This window comes from Arthrobacter ginsengisoli, assembly GCF_031456935.1.
GTDB classification, from domain to species: Bacteria; Actinomycetota; Actinomycetes; order Actinomycetales; family Micrococcaceae; genus Arthrobacter; species Arthrobacter ginsengisoli.
This window is the reverse complement of record NZ_JAVDVQ010000005.1, coordinates 256595-272984: the sequence shown is the minus strand read 5'-3', so window position 1 is coordinate 272984 and position 16390 is coordinate 256595. Positions and strand designations below refer to the sequence as shown.

The window sequence follows — 16390 nt, the reverse complement described above, 5'->3', positions numbered from 1 at the left end:
GGCTTCCAGTAGTCCGAAGTCGCCTCCATCACCACCCGCTCGATACGCAAGTCCACCAGATGGTTGGCCAGCTCCGTCAAGGATCGGGTCATCGTTGAATGTGTGGAGACCTCCTGCAACCGCTTTTTCGGGTTCCCGTCCGCGGGGACCCGGACACAACACACGAGTTCGGCTTTGCCGATATCCAGGGCAGCGACCCTGGCAATAATCTGTTCCTCATCTTGGGATTCGGCCAGCATGGCCCCCGTCATCTCCTCACCAAACACATCCGCTGATTGGAAAGCGGCCGCCCGCGGGGATCACCGGGAAAACGGAATCTAGTCCTCGTTCTCGGCAAAGAAACAGTGAAGGGCCCACAACGTGATCCCCAGCGTCCGGCTAGCGCACGGCCTGAAAGAACCATAGAGACACGGCGTTGACAGGCGACCACGGCACCATTTTCAGCCCGGAACGGGCGTCCGACAAGGACATATTGGCTAGCGCCGTTTCTTCTTGTTCGCGCGGCGCGTGCTGTCCTGCGCCGCGGCCTTGGCCGGGTTGCCGGAACGGCCGGAGCCCTTGGCCTCCACACGGGTCTGGGCCGAACCGTCCTCGCCGGGAGCCGTGTACTGAAGCTGGGCCGGCTTTTCGGGCGCCTCCAGCCCGGCGGCCCGGATCTGCGGCTCGTGATGTTCGGTGTGCTGGCCCGCGGCGTCCGCCACGACCACGTCCTCGGCGGGGGTCACCTCGACCTCAAGGTTGAACAGGAAGCCGACGCTTTCCTCCCGGATGGCCTCCATCATGGCCTGGAACATGATGAAGCCTTCCCGCTGGTATTCCACCAGTGGATCGCGCTGGGCCATCGCGCGCAGGCCGATGCCTTCCTTCAGATAGTCCATCTCATAGAGATGCTCCTGCCATTTGCGGCCGATGACCGACAGCACCACACGGCGCTCGAGCTCGCGCATGCTCTCGTGGCCGATGGCTTCTTCGCGCGCCTGGTAGACCAGGCGGGCGTCGGAGAGGATCTCTTCCCTGAGGAAGTCCACGGTGATCCGCGACTTTCCGCCGGCCTCGTCGATGAGGTCGCGCGGCGTGACGCTCACCGGGTAGAGGGTCTTGAGGTTGGACCACAGGAGGTTGAAGTCCCAGTCGTCGCCGGTGCCCTCGGCGGTGGCTTCATCGATGAAGGCGTTAATGGTGTCTTCGAGGAAGTACTGGACTTTTTCGTGCAGGTCGTCGCCTTCGAGGATGCGGCGGCGGTCGCCGTAGATGGCTTCGCGCTGCCGGTTCAGGACGTCGTCGTACTTCAGGACGTTCTTGCGCTGCTCGGCATTACGGCCTTCCACCTGGCCCTGGGCCGAGGCGATGGCGCGTGATACGAGCTTGGATTCGAGGGCAACGTCGTCCGGCACCGAGCTGTTCATCAGGCGCTCGGCCGCGCCGGAGTTGAACAGACGCATCAGGTCGTCGGTCAGCGACAGGTAGAACCGGGATTCGCCGGGGTCGCCCTGGCGGCCCGAGCGGCCGCGCAGCTGGTTGTCGATCCGGCGGGATTCGTGCCGTTCGGTACCGAGCACGTACAGGCCGCCCAGCAGCAGAACCTCCTCGTGCTCGTCCTTGACCGACTGCTTGGCCGCTTCGAAGGCTTCGGGCCAGGCCGCCTCGTACTCCTCGGAGTTTTCTTCCGGATCCAGTCCGCGCTTGGCGAGTTCGGCAACAGACGTGAACTCGGCGTTGCCGCCGAGCATGATGTCGGTACCGCGGCCTGCCATGTTGGTTGCCACGGTCACGGCGCCCTTGCGCCCGGCCTGGGCGACAATCGCGGCTTCACGTGCGTGGTTCTTGGCATTCAGGACCTCGTGCCGGACGCCTTCTTTGGCCAGCAGCCCGGAGAGGTATTCGCTCTTCTCGACACTGGTGGTGCCGACCAGGACGGGCTGGCCCTTGGCGTGCCGTTCGGCGATGTCTCTGACGACGGCGTCGAACTTGACGGCCTCGTTCTTGTACACGAGGTCCGACTGGTCAATCCTCGTCATGTCGCGGTTGGTGGGGATGGCGACGACGCCGAGCTTGTAGGTGCTCATGAACTCGGCCGCTTCGGTCTCGGCGGTACCGGTCATGCCGGCGAGCTTGCCGTACATGCGGAAGTAGTTCTGCAGCGTGACCGTGGCGAGTGTCTGGTTCTCGGCCTTGATCTCGACGCCTTCCTTGGCCTCGATCGCCTGGTGCATGCCTTCGTTATAGCGCCGGCCCGCGAGGATGCGGCCGGTGTGCTCGTCAACGATGAGTACCTCGCCGTCGAGGATGACGTAGTCCTTGTCCCGTTTGAAGAGTTCCTTGGCCTTGATGGCGTTGTTGAGGAAGCCAATCAGCGGTGTGTTGGCGGACTCGTAGAGATTGTGGATGCCGAGGTAGTCCTCGACCTTTTCGATGCCGGTCTCGAGCACGCCGACGGTGCGCTTCTTCTCGTCGACCTCGTAGTCCTCTTCGGGCTTGAGCCGGGTGACGACCTTGGCGAACTCGCTGTACCAGCGGTTGGTGTCGCCCTGCGCGGGTCCGGAGATGATGAGCGGGGTTCGTGCCTCATCGATGAGGATGGAGTCCACTTCGTCGACGATGGCGAAGTGGTGGCCGCGCTGGACGAGCTCGGACTTGTCCCAGGCCATGTTGTCGCGCAGGTAGTCGAAGCCGAATTCGTTGTTGGTGCCGTAGGTGATGTCCGCGGCGTACTGCTCGCGGCGCAGGGCAGGGTCCTGGTTGGACAGGATGCAGCCGCTGCTCAGGCCGAGGAACCGGTACACCCGGCCCATGAGGTCCGACTGGTATTCGGCCAGGTAGTCGTTCACGGTGATGACATGTACGCCGTTGCCGGCGAGGGCGTTGAGGTAGGCCGGTGCCGTGGCCACGAGGGTTTTGCCTTCACCGGTCTTCATTTCGGCGATGTTGCCCAGGTGCAGGGCGGCGCCGCCCATCAGCTGGACGTCGAAGTGGCGCATGCCAAGCGTGCGTGAGGAGGCTTCGCGGACGGCGGCGAAGGCTTCGGGCAGGAGATCGTCGAGCTTCTCGCCGTCCCCGTGGCGCGTGCGGAGACGGTCGGTCTCCTCGCGCAGTTCGGCGTCGGTGAAGGTCTGGAAGGAGCTTTCAAGGGCATTAATGGAATCGGCATAGTTCCGCAGTTGCCTCAGGGTTTTTTTGTCACCCGTGCGGAGTAGTTTTTCGATAAGTGATGCCACGTGAAGTTGCTCCCAGTCTCAAGCTGCCGAATTCTGGCGTGTTCAGTCTACGGGAGAGACACAGGGCAGGTTACGCCTGTTCCCTCTGAGCGGATACACCGGTTCCCGCCCCGGAGACGGCGTCGGCGAGCGCCTGCGCCAGGTCCCCTTTCGGGAAGACAATAACGCCGTCCAATGCCAACCACTCTGCCATGAGCTGCAGTTCCGCGGCGAGTTCGACGGCGGTGTCGGCGGGTGCGCCGGGCTCCGCGTAGGCAGCCTTTGCCAGCAGGAGGCCGTTGGCCCGGTCGGCCTTCAGGTCAACCCGGGCCACGATCCCGTCGCGCAGCAGGAACGGCAGCACATAGTAGCCGTAGCGGCGTTTGTCTTCCGGGGTGTAAATCTCGAGGCGGAAGTGGAAACCGAACAGGCGCTCCAGCCGCCGCCGCTCAAAGACCAGCGAGTCGAAGGGGCTCAGCAGCGCGCGGCCGCTGGCCGCACGGGGGAGTTTTGCCTCGGTGTGCCGGTAGACGGGCGTTTTCCAGCCGGTCACCGTGACGGGTAGCAGCCTGCCCGTTTCGAGGAGGTGTTCCATGGCGGTGGCGGACGCCCGCAGAGGGGTCCGGAAGTAATCAGCAAAGCACCGCAGCGTGCCGATGCCGTGGGCCCGGGCGGCGGCATCGATGAGCCGTACCAGCGCGGCCGCAGGGTCCGGGCCGGCGTCCGCGGCGTCAGGATCTGCCGCCCGCCGTTCGGGCAGGACTTTCGCGGTGAGGGTGTAGCGCCGTTCAAAGGAATCCGTGCGGGACGCGGCCGAAATGAGGCCGGCTTCGAAGAGGTGTTCCAGGACGCGCTTCACGGCGTTCCAGTTCCAGCCCCAGTTGTCCAGCTGCCGGTCCTCCACGTGCCCCAGCCGTGCGGTGAGTTCGGCGGCGGTCATCGGAGGGCCGGCGGCGAGCGCCTCGAGCACCCGGGCGGCGACGCCGCTCCGCAGCTCGGGGTCCATGGCGTGCGCCCCCACCCATTTCCGGCTCTGCCACTGGACCAGGTCCTGGAAATGGTCGGGACGGATGAAACTGGCCTCGTGGGCCCAGTACTCCATCATCCGACGCGGGTGGGTACCCGCCATCCGCGCAAGGATGGCGCGGTCGTAGTTCCCGAGACGGGAAAAGAACGGCAGGTAGTGGCTCCGCGACAGGACGTTGACGGAGTCGATCTGGACCAGCTGCAGCCGGTCAAAGGTACGGCCCACCGCCCGTGCAGTCACGGGTCCGGCGGGCCGTACCTTGTCCAGTCCCTGGGCTGCCAGTGCGATCCGCCGGGCCTGCTTGAGGCTCAGCACTTCCTGCACGTCAGTCCCTTCGGTGGATGGTCAGCACCAGCCTATGCGGTGGCCGGCTCATCCTCGGAACGGTAGGCGATGATCTTCTCGTCCAGGGCAGCCGCCCCCGGCTCGCAGGTCTGATCGAGCGAGATCACGCCATACGTCCACCCGTCGCGGCGGTATACGACAGAGGGCGCCTTGGACTCCTTGTCCACGAACAGGTAGAAGTCGTGGCCCACAAGCTCCATGTTGTCGACGGCGTCGTCGAGCGTGAGGGATGAAGCGGGAAAGACCTTCCGGCGGATCAGCACGGGCGAGTCTCCGGCCGGGATATCGTTTTCGACCTCGTACGGCGACTTTTCGGCGGGAGCGGCCTTGGGCTCCAGCCAGTGATTGGCCTCTTCGTAAATGGGTTCGCTGGTGCTTGCAGGTGCAAGGCTTGCCGTCGCCTCGGTGACGGACTTGGGGGTGTGCCTGCCGTGGTGGACCTTCTTGCGGTCCTTCGCCCGGCGCAGGCGTTCAAGAAGCTTGTTGTAGGCGAGATCGAACGCGGCGAATTTATCTGCGGCGCTGGCTTCGGCACGAATCACGGGGCCCCTGCCCAGGACGGTCAGCTCAACCGTGAGCATCTCGTCGGTCTGCCGGGCCTTGGTCTCCTTGGAAACCTTCGCGTCCACCCTCTGGACTTTGTCCCCCAGCGACGCGATCTTCGAGATCTTCTCGTCGGCGTACTCGCGGAACCGGTCTGAGACCGTCAAATTGCGTCCGCTGATCATGAACTCCATGGTGCCCTCCAAATGACTTCGGTGACACGACGGCGGCACTTCCCGGGGCTGATCTGACTGACAGTCGAGCCCCTTTCCGAGCCGCTATCGACAGGTACATCTGTTCTTGGTACCCATCTTCGACGTTAGTTCATAGCAACCCCTTATTCATCTTTTATTGGTTTATTTTTTTCGTTTACGGGCCGCCGGGCCGCCAGCGCGCGGTCAGCGGCGCCATAGTCGAGCGTGACCGGCGGGCGTGTCGCAGCAAGGACGACGGCGCCCCTCACCAGCGCACCGGCCGTACGCAGCGCGCGGGCCGCCTCGGCCAGGGTGGCCCCGGTGGTGAGCACGTCGTCAATGATGATGCACGGCCGGCCGGTCACCTCCGGCGCAAACAGACCACGGCGGACCCGCATGGATCCCCGCACCCGCCGGGCCCGGTCTCCGCGCCCCAGTCCCTTTTGTCCGCCGGCTCCCCGCAGGCCCGTCTTCCGGAGGGCGCGGACGGTGCCAAAGCCGGGGCATCGACCGGCTCCCGGCACCCGGCGGCGTTCGAGCCGGCCGAGGAGCACGTGGACCGGGCTGAAGCCCCGCCGGCGGTAGGCACTGCTGCTGGTGGGTACCGGCACAAGCAGCAGCCCCGTGGCGTCCCCGGCCGCGGCCCGGACCGCCCCGGCCAGGCCCTTCGCCAACACCTCGGCGAGCTGACCCTGGCCGTGCCTCTTGAAGGACAGGACCGCCTGCGCCAACTCCGCACGGTAGGCCCCGGCCGCCACCACCGGAAGCAGCACGGAGCCGTTCACGTCCATCAGGGCCGGGGCCTGCGCTTCCGCCCTGAACGGTTTGTTCATCAGCAGCCGGACCTGGCGTTCGCAGCCGCTGCAGAGCGCCAGGTCTTCGGCCCCGCAACAGACGCAGTCCACCGGCGCTGCGAGTGCCACGACTTCTGCCGCGGCGGCCGCGGCCCCGTCGGCCAGCCGGGCCGCGGGCCGGTGGTAGCCACCGCGGTGTCCGGCCGCCGCCGTTGCCGCCGGAACCAGGTCCGGGTCAACCGCCCGGCGGGGTCGCCGCGTGGCGCGGGTTTCCGCGCGGGTTCCCGCGCTGGCCCCGGCGCCCCGACGGGCACCGGTCCGGCTCCCGGCATGGCGGTCCTCGCGGAGTTCCCTGGGTGTTCCCACACCCCAAGGCTGCGCCCGCGTCGCAGGCGGCGCCAGGCCCCTGGGGCGCTATGTGGAAAGCTGTTGGGCGGCCCTGTCCGGGAACTCTCCGGGCTGCGTTACGGGGACGGCGCGCGTCTGGGCTCCTGGACGCTAGCCCGGGAAGGACGGATCGACCGGTCCCTTGAGCTGCGGGGACCAACCGCTGCCCAGTCTCTGGAAGATCCCCTCCGCGGACTGGGCGTAGACTTCCTCCCCGCCGTTGCCCGCACTGAGCGCAGTCAGCCCGGTCCAGGGCGCCAGCTGCTGCGGCTCGGACGAGGTGAGGGACAGCAGCTCGGGAATCACCGATCCGCTCGAGGAGCCCTTCATCACCGCGACCGTAATGTCGTCCACCCAGACGCCCTGGTCCGGGTCGTCCGACGCCAGCAGAGTCGTTGGCACGGCGAGCTCCTTGGGCGTGCCGTCCGCTGCCCGGACGATGCCCGCCACCTGGACCCTGGTCTTGCCGTTCTGCTCCGAGAGAACGAGGGCGCGGGTGCCCTCACGGGAGACCCGGAACTCCCGGACGGACCGTCCGGCGAGCCAGGCCGGCGCCAGTGTCACTGCGGGGACGCTGGCGCCTTCCGCCACGCCGACGGGCCGGAAGGCGATCATTTCCGTGGCGCCATTGGCCCCGGGCCCCGCCGTCCAGACCCAGTCGTACCGGTCGAAGGACGGGCGGGTCAGTGTGGTCCGCGTGGTCAGCGCCCTGGCGGGCTGGCCGGGCACCACGGAGTACAGCGTTCCGCGGTCTGCGTTGAGGAAGGCTGCGGACTGCGAGACGGGAGACTCCGCCGGTGACCTGGGGGCCAGTGCAGAGACCGGCTGGATGTCGGGAAGCGGGGAGATCCGGTTGTTCTCATACCGGACCAGGTCGTTGTTGTTGACGGCGATCTGGTGGGCCGGGACGTTCTTGTCCCGGATCGGCGGGAGGACCGAGCCGTTGTCCTCCACGCGCACCAGGTCCTGGTTGGCGCGGAGCTCGACGTTGATGACGCCGGGCTGGCTGCGGAAGGTGAGGGCGAGCTGGGTCTGCATCCGCAGCCGGTCCTCGTTGGAGGCCTCCACCAGGTCTTTGGCCGTGAGGTCCACCTGGGCGGCGCCGGAAACGACCGGGACCGACTCCCGGGCCAGTTTGATGCCGGACGGGAAGGCGCTGACGACCGCACCCTTGAGGTACGGGGCCGGTCCGGCGAGGAGGGCGCTGGTCATGGCCTTGACGGTCTTCTTCTTGATGAACCACCGCACATCGGGCACCGCGTACGCGAACGTCGGGTCATAGAAATAGATCGGGTAGGCACCGTAGATGACCTTGAATGTCTCTTCCGGGATCGCCGTGCCGTCCGGGAGCTCCGCGATCCGCCATTGGCCGTCCACCTGGGTCAGCGTGGCGGGGATGCTCTCCTTGGTTCCCTCCGGCAGCCGGGTCGCAACCCCGTCGGAGTCGACGGTGTAGGACACGTCAAGTTCGTAGTTGAAGACGTTTTCGACGCCGGTCGGCACCACGCGTGCGGCGCGGAAGACGAGCACGCGCTGGTCCGGCTTCCAGGTCACGGATGATGCCTGGGTCAGGTACTGGCGCGCCACCGCATAGTCGTCCTCATAGCCGCTGCCGGCGAGATAGAAGTCCTCGATCACGGCTTCCGGCCCGGCACCCGCACGCGGCGCGGACGGGAAGAACACGGGGGCATTCTTGGGGTTTCCTGCGCTCTCATCCGTGCTTTTTCCGACCGGGCCCGAGCGCGGGATCTGGGCGCACGATGTCAGCAGGACCAGCAGCAATGCCAGCAGCGTGGCCACCGCGCTGCTGGTCTTCCTCGAGCCACCGATCATGACCCCTCCTTTGTTCCGGGTCCGGCTGTTCCCGGATCCGTGCCGACCGGGTGGTCCGCGCTGACCGGGAAGGGGTCCATGCTTTCGGGGTCCGTGCTTCCCGGTCCGGCGGTGGCGGCAGCACCCGGCCCGGCGTCGTGTCCGCCCCCGGCGGCCTGGTTGCTGCCATCGGCAGCGGCCACCGGCGAGGGATCCAGCAGCAGCATCGTCCGTTGGCCATCCCCGCCATGAAGCCCGACGTCGACCGGCTCCAGCTGGAGGGGAGATTTCGTGATGGTTTCGCCCTGGCGCAGCGGGAGGGTGAGGCGGAAATTGGCGCCGCCGTCTGTCCTTCCCCACGCCTGCAGCCAGCCGTTATGGAGTTTCGTGTCCTCGGCGGCGATGGACAGTCCCAATCCGCTGCCTCCCGTCGTGCGTGCCCGGGCCGGATCGGCGCGCCAGAACCGGTCGAACACACGCGCCGCTTCCGCGGCAGTCATGCCGATGCCGTGGTCCCGGACGGCGACGGCCACGGACGTGTCATTGGCGGCCACGGAAATATTCACCGGGCGCCCGTCGCCGTGTTCGAGGGCGTTCAGGACGAGGTTGCGCAGGATCCGGTCGATCCGGCGGTCGTCCATGTCAACGATGATGCTTTCGGCGGGCGCGTTGAGCGTGACCTGGGATCCGTACTCCCCGGCCACCGGCGCAACGCCTTCCAATACGTGCGAAACGAGCTGCACGATGTCGCCCGGTTCGGCGTCGAGCGTTGCCACGCCCGCGTCGAAGCGGGAGATCTCCAGCAGGTCGGCCAGCAGTGATTGGAAGCGCTCCACCTGGTTGTAGAGCAACTCAGCGGAGCGCTTGTTGATGGGGTCGAAGTCGTCACGCGCGTCGTAGAGCACTTCCGCGGCCATCCGCACGGTGGTGAGCGGGGTGCGCAGTTCGTGGGAGACGTCGGAGACGAACCGCTGCTGCATCTGGGACAGGGTGGCGAGCTGCGTGATCTGTTCCTGGAGGCTGGCGGCCATGTGGTTGAAGGAAGCCCCGAGCCGGGCCACCTCGTCCTCGCCTTTGACCACCATGCGCTCCTGCAGCTGTCCGGCCGCGAGCTTCTCGGAAACAAGGGCGGCGTGGCTGACCGGGCTGACGACATTCCGGGTGACGTACCAGGCCACGGCACCGATCAGCAGCGCCAGCACCGCGCCGCCGGCCAGCAGCACGTTCTGGATCTCGTCGAGGGTCTTTTGAGCCGTATTGAGGTCATAGATCAGGTACAGCTCGTAAACCGTGCCATTGAAGGTGACCTTATTGCCCACGGCAATCCCGGGCCGGTCTTCCGTGCCCACCGGGAACTCCGTGGAGGCCCAGAACTGCTCCTTGCCGGAATTCTGCACGGCCTTGCGCAGTTCGGTCGGAATGACGCTGATGGTGAGCTGGTCCGATGCCCGCGACTCGACCCAGCGGTTGCGGGGCTTGGTCTGTTCGGGCATCGCCTCGAAGACATAGCGCCGCTGGATCACGGAGCCGCGGCCCTCGACGGCGTTCAGGGTGTCGTAAACGAGCGTGATGACGCTGGACTGGTCGGTGACCTGCGCGCCGTCGAACGTGTCCTGGACCTGCTTGACGTTGTAGCGGGTCTCCGACTCCGCCTGCACGAGCCGTTCCTGGAAGAGGTTGTTGGCGATCTGGTTGGACAGGTACGCGCCGACCACAGCGAAGGACGCAATGGCGAGCATCAGGGTCGTCAGCACGGTCCGGAACTGCAGCGACCGCCGCCATTTGCGGTGCAGTGAGCGCAGCAGGTAGCGGATGCCCGGCAGCAGGCGCGTAGCGCCGATACTGACCAGCCGCGCCACCCGCACACCCACGATCCGGGCACGCTTCGCCCAGAGCGTGGTGCGGAAAAGCATGGCCCGCCAGCCGGCGGCAACCCCGCCGGAGTGCGGCGCGGCGGGCGGCGGAGCGGGTTCGGCGGTGCTGGGTCCGGCGGTGGACGGATCGGGCACGCCGGCTTCCGGCGGCCTGGATGCGGGCGCCGTCACGGCCGGTGGGCGAAGGTCAACTGATGTGCGGGCGGCGTTCTCCGGGGCACCACGGTCCGGCGGACCGCCCACCGGACCGGCTCCGGGGCGGCCGTCCGTCGGCTCAGGAACCTGCTTTATAGCCGACACCACGGACCGTCAATACGACTTCGGGAGCTTCCGGATCACGTTCAATTTTTGACCTCAGCCGCTGGACGTGGACATTGACCAGCCGCGTGTCGGCGGCATGCCGGTAGCCCCATACCTGCTCCAGCAGGAGTTCGCGGGTAAAAACCTGCCAGGGCTTGCGGGCCAGTGCGACCAGCAGGTCGAATTCGAGCGGTGTCAGCGAGATGCGTTCGGTCCCGCGGCTGACGAGGTGACCGGCAACGTCGATCGTGACGTCGGCAATGCGCAATGTTTCCGGCGCTTTCTGGTCGCCGGGCCGGAGCCGGGCACGGACCCGGGCGACGAGTTCGGCCGGTTTGAAGGGCTTCGGAACATAGTCATCGGCGCCGGATTCGAGTCCGCGGACCACGTCCGAGGTGTCCGCCTTGGCCGTGAGCATCACAATCGGCACATCCGACTCAGCGCGGATCTGGCGGCAGACTTCAATGCCGTCGATGCCCGGAAGCATGAGGTCCAGCAGGACGAGGTCGGGCTTGGCGGAGCGGAAGACGTCCAGCGCCTGCCCACCGTCAGCGCAGAAGACGGGTTCAAACCCGTCGTTGCGCAACACAATACCGATCATCTCGGCGAGTGCCTCGTCATCGTCCACTACCAGAATGCGTGCCTTCATATGTATATATTCCCTTATTGCAATGGCTTTGTCGTATTCTGCGGCGCCCCGGCATGGCGCGGGCCGGCACCCGGGCCACCCGTCGCCGCAGCCGATGGGCAGCCGGTTCACTGTGACAAAGCAGCGTCCGTCCCGCATGCTGTGGACAGGAAGCCGTCAACCGTCAGGAACCCCAGGAGGATTCTGTGCGCATCCCGATCTACCAGCTTGCCCTTGGCGCCGACTTTGCCCGGCTGCAGCCGGAACTGCAGGAATATTTCGCCCTCACCCCCGGCTCCGGTCATTACGGCGTCGGGGAAGGGGTGTTTGAGGTGGTCGGCTGCCGGCAGAAGTGGCTCCGTCCCCTGCTGCGTCCTGCCGGCGGCGAGCAGGCGTTCTTCCCGGAGTACGGCGAGGGCATCCGGTTCCGGATCGAGAACCACGCCCATCTGGACCCTTTCGGCCGTTCCAGCCTCACCGCCCGGCGCGAGATTTTCTTCCCTGGCACCACCCGGCTGTTCCATGACACCACGAGCTTCGATGATTCCGGCAGCCGGCACGGGCTGGTGGACTACGTCGGCCGGTACCGCCGGCTGGTCACTGACCTCAACCTGAGCGTCACCGCCAGCGGGCGGTTGCGCGGGGTTTCGGAGGCGTCGAGGCTTTTCCTCGGACCGCTGCGGATTCCCCTGCCGGCCGCCCTCGATGCCAAGGCCTACGCCGAACAGTGGTGGGAGCCCGGGGAGGGCACGGCTGGAAAGCACCGGATCCAGGTCAAGGTGATCCAGCCGCAACTTGGTCTGATCCTGGTCTATGCCGGGCACTTCGACTATCGGCTGGAACCGTACCCCGGCGGCCTGGCGGCCCCGGGCTACCTTCCGGACCGCGCCAGGCCGGACCGCTGGGAAGCCCGCAGCTGACGGCGGCGCCGACCGGCGCTAGCCGAGCGCGAGCTGGTTGAGTCCGTCCGCCACCTGGGTGAGCCGCGTCAATACCGCCGTCGCGGACGACGGCGAATGCCCGGCCAGCCCGTCCGAGGGCGTGACCCGCAATCCGCCCAGGGTCGGGGCAGCCAGGCCGAGCTGGCGCCACGGCCGCCAGACGGTTTCCACGACGTCGGCCACGCGGGGCAGCGCCGCTGCGGGGTTGGAGACGTCGAGCGCTCCGGCCCACAGCCGCTTGCCGGCCTCCGCCGCCCCGGCGAGCTGTTCCCACTGGCGGGATGTTAGGGCGCGCAGCGGCACGGCGATCCCGTCCGCCCCGGCGGCCAGGATCCGGTCGAAGGGCGCCTCGACTTCCGGTACGGAGACCACGACCTCTACGGCGCCGGCCGCCCGCAGGGCATCGATGACCAGCTGCCAGGCCTCGGTGGCTTCCCGGCCCGGCACGGAGCGCAGGGTCCGGTACCCGCTGGAGGTGGGAATGGTGCCGGCCAGCACCGAGGCGATCTCCGGCTCGTCGATCTGGACCACGATTCGTGCGCCCGGAGCCGCAGCAGCCACCCGGCTGAGGTAGCTGCCGGCACCGGCAGCCAGCGAAGCCGCGAGGTCCCGCCGGGCGCCATAGTCGATCAGGGCGCGTTCCCCGTTGTGCAGGTGCAGGCCCGCGGCGAGGCTGAGCGGTCCGCGGAGCTGGACCTTGATGTCCTGGGCCGGGGTGTCCTCGGCGCCGATCACGTCGGCGAGGATGTTGATGTCGGTGGACAGGGCCGAACGCGCCCGCTTCAGGTCCTTGCCGGGGCGGTCCACGATGCGCCAGCCGAAGGGCTGCACGTCCACGGAGAGGTCAACCAGCAGGGACGCTGTCCGGCCGAGCGCGTCGGAGCCGACACCCCGGTCCGGCAGCTCGGCAAGGAACGGCAGGTGCGGGCTGCCGAGCTCGCCGCGGATGATCCGCGCGGCCTCGACCGGGTCCTCGCCAGGCCAGGTGCCCAAGGCGGTGGCGGTGACCTGCTGCGGCTCCGCGGACAATGGTGTGGCCACGGCTAAGCGGTGGCGGAGACGGCCGGGCCGGTGCCGGGGACTGGGCCGGCGGCCCGGGTATCAGCGGCGAGGGCAGCCTCGTGGTCCTCGGCAATGGCTTCGTGGTGCCGGATGACCTCGCCGATGATGAAGTTCAGGAACTTCTCGGCGAACGCCGGATCCAGGTGGGCCTCCGCCGCGAGCCGCCGCAGTCGCGCGATCTGGGCCGTCTCCCGGCCGGGGTCTCCGGCCGGCAGCTTGTGGGTTGCCTTCAGGAATCCGACCTTCTGCGTGGCCTTGAAACGCTCGGCGAGAAGGTAGACGAGGGTGGCGTCGATGTTGTCGATGCTCGAGCGGATCGACAACAGCTCCGCCATCACCGCAGGATCCACCTGACCGGCCAGCGAGCTGGCCCCGGGGTCATAGGAATCGTCGTCGGGATGAGTCTGGTTCTGCTCGGTCATTGACCCAGTCTAGGGGCACCGGCGCTAATCACTTCTGCTGTTAAGCGCCGACGGCACGGCTCCGCACCGACTCATTTCCGCCGCACCAATGGACATGCCCACCGTTCCAGCTGAACGGTGGGCATGTCGTTCCGGTGTGCGCTTTATGAGGAGGTCAGCTGTGGAGCACCTCGCGGAAGGCCTCGCGGCGCCGGGCCTGCTCCTCCGGATCCGGGACCGGCAGGGAGGCGATCAGCTTCTTCGTGTACGCGTGCTGCGGGTTGCCCATGACCTGGTTGCCGAGCCCCTGCTCCACCATCTTGCCCTTGTAGAGCACGCCGACCCAAGGCGAGAGGATGTCCACCACAGCGAGGTCATGGCTGATGAACAGCGCCGCGAACCCGAACTCCTGCTGGATCTCCTTGAAGAGCTCCAGCACCACGGCCTGCACGGACACATCCAGCGCCGACGTCGGCTCATCAGCGATGAGCAGCTTCGGGTTAAGGATGAGCGCGCGCGCCAGGGAGGCGCGCTGCCGCTGGCCGCCGGAGAGTTCGTGCGGGAACCGGTCGGCGTACGACGCCGGCAGCTGCACCGACTCGAGCAGCTCCCCGACGCGCTTGCGTGCCTCGGCCGCGGTCGGGTTGGAGTGGATGATCAGCGGTTCCGCCACACAGTCGCCGATGGTCAGCTGCGGATTGAACGAGGCCGCCGGGTCCTGGAACACGAAGCCGATCTCCTTGCGGAGCGGCTTGAAGGTGCGCTCCTTGTAGTTCAGCATTTCGTAACCCAGCACCTTCAGGCTGCCGCCCGTGGTCCGGTTGAGCCCGGCGATGGCCCGGCCGATGGTGGTCTTGCCGGAACCCGACTCCCCCACGAGGCCGAAAACCTCACCTTCGGACACGGTGAAACTGACGCCGTCGACGGCCTTGAAGGCCGGGCTGCCCAGCCGTCCCGGGTACTCGATGGTCAGGTTTTTTGCCTCCACCAGCACTTTGCCGCCCTGGTGGGCGCGTTCCACCATGCCCTCGGACGCGGAATTCCGGCCCAGGTGCGGGACGGCGGCAAGCAGCTTTTTGGTGTAATCCTCCTTGGGCTCGGCGAACAGCATCCGTGCGGACGCTTCCTCCACGACGTCGCCCTGGTACATGACCACGACGCGGTCGGCGAGGTCGGCGACCACTCCCATGTTGTGCGTGATCAGCACGATGGACGTCCCGTAGTTATCGCGCAGGTCCCGCAGCAGCTCCAGGATCTCCGCCTGGACGGTGACGTCCAGGGCGGTGGTCGGCTCGTCGGCCACGATGAGGCCAGGGTTCAGGGCCAGCGCGGCGGCAATGACGACGCGCTGCTTCTGGCCGCCCGAGAACTGGTGCGGGTAGTAGTTGACCCGCGTTTCCGGGTCCGGGATGCCCACTTTCCGGAGGGCTTCGACGGCCCGCGCCTTGGCTTCCTTGGCCGAGACCTTGCCGCCGCCGGTGCCGGCATGCGCGCGGATGCCTTCAGCAATCTGCCAGCCCACGGTGAAGACCGGGTTAAGGGCTGTGGATGGTTCCTGGAACACCATGGCCACGTCGCGGCCCCGGATCTCCCGCAGTTTGGCCTCGCTGACGCTGATGACGTTGTTGCCGTTGATCAGGACTGCGCCCTGGCTCGTGGCCGTCTCCGGCAGGAGCCCCAGGATGGTCTTGGCAGTCACAGTCTTGCCGGATCCCGATTCGCCGACGATGGCCACGACTTCGCCGGGGTTGACCTGGAGGCTGACGTCCTTGACGGCGTACACATCCCCGGCATCAGTGGCGAACGTGACCTTGAGGCTGTCGATGTCCAGGACCGGGCCTGCGCCCGGGCCGGGCTTGTCGATGTTAATGGTCATAGAACTCTCGATTCTGCTTCGAGTGCAGCCTGGGCACCGTCGGTCGAGTCGGGTCCGCCCTTGCCTGCCACAGCTTTCTTGCGGCCCCTGAGGCGGGGATCGTTGAGGTCGTTGATGCTCTCACCGACGAGGGTCAGCCCAAGTACGGTCAGGACGATCGCGGTACCGGGGTAGACACCTGTCCACCAGATGCCCGAGGAGGCGTCGGCAATGGCCTTGTTCAGGTCGAAGCCCCACTCGGCGGCGGAGGTCGGTTCGATGCCGAACCCCAGGAAGCCCAGGCCTGCAAGGGTCAGGATCGCCTCGGACGCATTCAGCGTGAAAATCAGCGGCAGCGTGCGGGTTGCGTTCCTGAAGATGTGGCGGCCCATGATGCGGATGCTTGAGGCACCCACTACCTTCGCTGATTCGACGTACGGCTCCGCCTTCAGCCGGATGGTCTCGGCGCGGATGACGCGGAAGTACTGCGGGACGAACACCACCGAGATGGAGATGGAGCAGGCAACAATGCCTCCCCAGAAACTGGACTGGCCGTGGCTGATGACGATTGACATCACGATGGCCAGCAGGAGCGACGGGAAAGCGTAGATCGCATCGGCGATTACCACCAGCGTCCGGTCCAGCCAGCCGCCGAAGTAGCCACTGACGAGGCCGAGGGCTACGCCGAGGAAGATCGACATGGCCACGGCGACGATGATGACCACGGCGGCCGTCTGGGCGCCCCAGATCACCCGGGAAAAGACGTCGTAGCCACCCACGGTAGTGCCCCAGATGTGGGCCGGGCTGGGGGGCTGCTGGGTCGGGAAGGGACCCGCGGCGTCGCTGAGCTGGGCAAATCCGTAGGGCGCGATCCACGGCGCAAAAACTGCCGTCAGCAGGAAGACGACGGCCAGCACCAGGCCGGTGACCAGCATTCCGCGTTGCAGCCCGACGCTCGCCCGGAAATGCGAGATTACCGGCAGCCGGTAGATGAGGGGCTGCTTGCGCCCGCTTACTGTGGTTGCATTCATGG

The 16390-nt window shown here is 67.0% G+C and carries 12 protein-coding genes and 1 pseudogene; 1 reads left to right on the top strand and 12 read right to left on the bottom strand.

The genetic code is table 11. The features are described 5' to 3' along the window. The 8 genes and pseudogenes from J2X01_RS08485 to mtrA all read right to left on the bottom strand — a co-directional run. A pseudogene (locus J2X01_RS08485) lies at nucleotides 1–239 on the bottom strand (IS110 family transposase); the annotation flags it as partial. Between the two features lie 237 nt (nucleotides 240–476). Then, nucleotides 477–3215 (bottom strand): preprotein translocase subunit SecA, encoded by a 2739-nt coding sequence (gene secA / locus J2X01_RS08480; RefSeq protein WP_310055588.1) that lies wholly within the window; start codon nucleotides 3213–3215, stop codon nucleotides 477–479. Nucleotides 3216–3285: 70 nt separating this feature from the next. Further along, nucleotides 3286–4545, bottom strand: coding sequence for a winged helix-turn-helix domain-containing protein (locus J2X01_RS08475; RefSeq protein WP_310055586.1), 1260 nt, complete (start codon nucleotides 4543–4545; stop codon nucleotides 3286–3288). A 32-nt stretch (nucleotides 4546–4577) separates the two neighbouring features. Then, the gene (gene hpf, locus J2X01_RS08470; RefSeq protein ID WP_310055584.1) at nucleotides 4578–5303 is read right to left on the bottom strand and encodes a ribosome hibernation-promoting factor, HPF/YfiA family; all 726 of its coding nucleotides are present in this window, start codon (nucleotides 5301–5303) and stop codon (nucleotides 4578–4580) included. Between the two features lie 143 nt (nucleotides 5304–5446). After that, nucleotides 5447–6463 (bottom strand): ComF family protein, encoded by a 1017-nt coding sequence (locus J2X01_RS08465; protein WP_310055582.1) that lies wholly within the window; start codon nucleotides 6461–6463, stop codon nucleotides 5447–5449. A 132-nt stretch (nucleotides 6464–6595) separates the two neighbouring features. After that, on the bottom strand, nucleotides 6596–8317 hold the full coding sequence (locus tag J2X01_RS08460) for an LpqB family beta-propeller domain-containing protein (RefSeq protein ID WP_310055578.1): 1722 nt from the start codon (nucleotides 8315–8317) through the stop codon (nucleotides 6596–6598). Further along, the gene (gene mtrB, locus J2X01_RS08455) at nucleotides 8314–10209 is read right to left on the bottom strand and encodes an MtrAB system histidine kinase MtrB (RefSeq protein ID WP_310055619.1); all 1896 of its coding nucleotides are present in this window, start codon (nucleotides 10207–10209) and stop codon (nucleotides 8314–8316) included. The genes J2X01_RS08460 and mtrB overlap by 4 nt, the downstream gene beginning before the upstream one ends. 235 nt (nucleotides 10210–10444) lie before the next feature. Beyond that, complete coding sequence (gene mtrA / locus J2X01_RS08450) at nucleotides 10445–11119, bottom strand: MtrAB system response regulator MtrA (RefSeq protein ID WP_226761460.1); 675 nt, start codon at nucleotides 11117–11119, stop codon at nucleotides 10445–10447. Between the two features lie 185 nt (nucleotides 11120–11304). Here mtrA and J2X01_RS08445 point away from each other — a divergent pair, with 185 nt between their 5' ends. Then, nucleotides 11305–12018 carry a DUF4166 domain-containing protein gene (locus tag J2X01_RS08445; protein WP_310055573.1) on the top strand — a complete coding sequence of 238 codons (714 nt, stop codon included), beginning with the start codon at nucleotides 11305–11307 and terminating at the stop codon, nucleotides 12016–12018. An 18-nt stretch (nucleotides 12019–12036) separates the two neighbouring features. On the opposite strand, the gene J2X01_RS08440 is transcribed toward J2X01_RS08445, so the two are convergent. From J2X01_RS08440 to J2X01_RS08425, 4 genes are all read right to left on the bottom strand, one after another. After that, the gene (locus J2X01_RS08440) at nucleotides 12037–13080 is read right to left on the bottom strand and encodes a uroporphyrinogen decarboxylase/cobalamine-independent methonine synthase family protein (RefSeq protein WP_310055571.1); all 1044 of its coding nucleotides are present in this window, start codon (nucleotides 13078–13080) and stop codon (nucleotides 12037–12039) included. Between the two features lie 2 nt (nucleotides 13081–13082). After that, complete coding sequence (locus J2X01_RS08435; RefSeq protein ID WP_310055567.1) at nucleotides 13083–13523, bottom strand: chorismate mutase; 441 nt, start codon at nucleotides 13521–13523, stop codon at nucleotides 13083–13085. Nucleotides 13524–13677: 154 nt separating this feature from the next. After that, nucleotides 13678–15378, bottom strand: a complete 1701-nt coding sequence (locus J2X01_RS08430) for an ABC transporter ATP-binding protein (protein WP_310055564.1) — start codon at nucleotides 15376–15378, stop codon at nucleotides 13678–13680. Next, nucleotides 15375–16388, bottom strand: a complete 1014-nt coding sequence (locus J2X01_RS08425) for an ABC transporter permease (RefSeq protein ID WP_310055560.1) — start codon at nucleotides 16386–16388, stop codon at nucleotides 15375–15377. The genes J2X01_RS08430 and J2X01_RS08425 overlap by 4 nt, the downstream gene beginning before the upstream one ends. Between the last annotated feature and the right edge of the window lie 2 nt (nucleotides 16389–16390).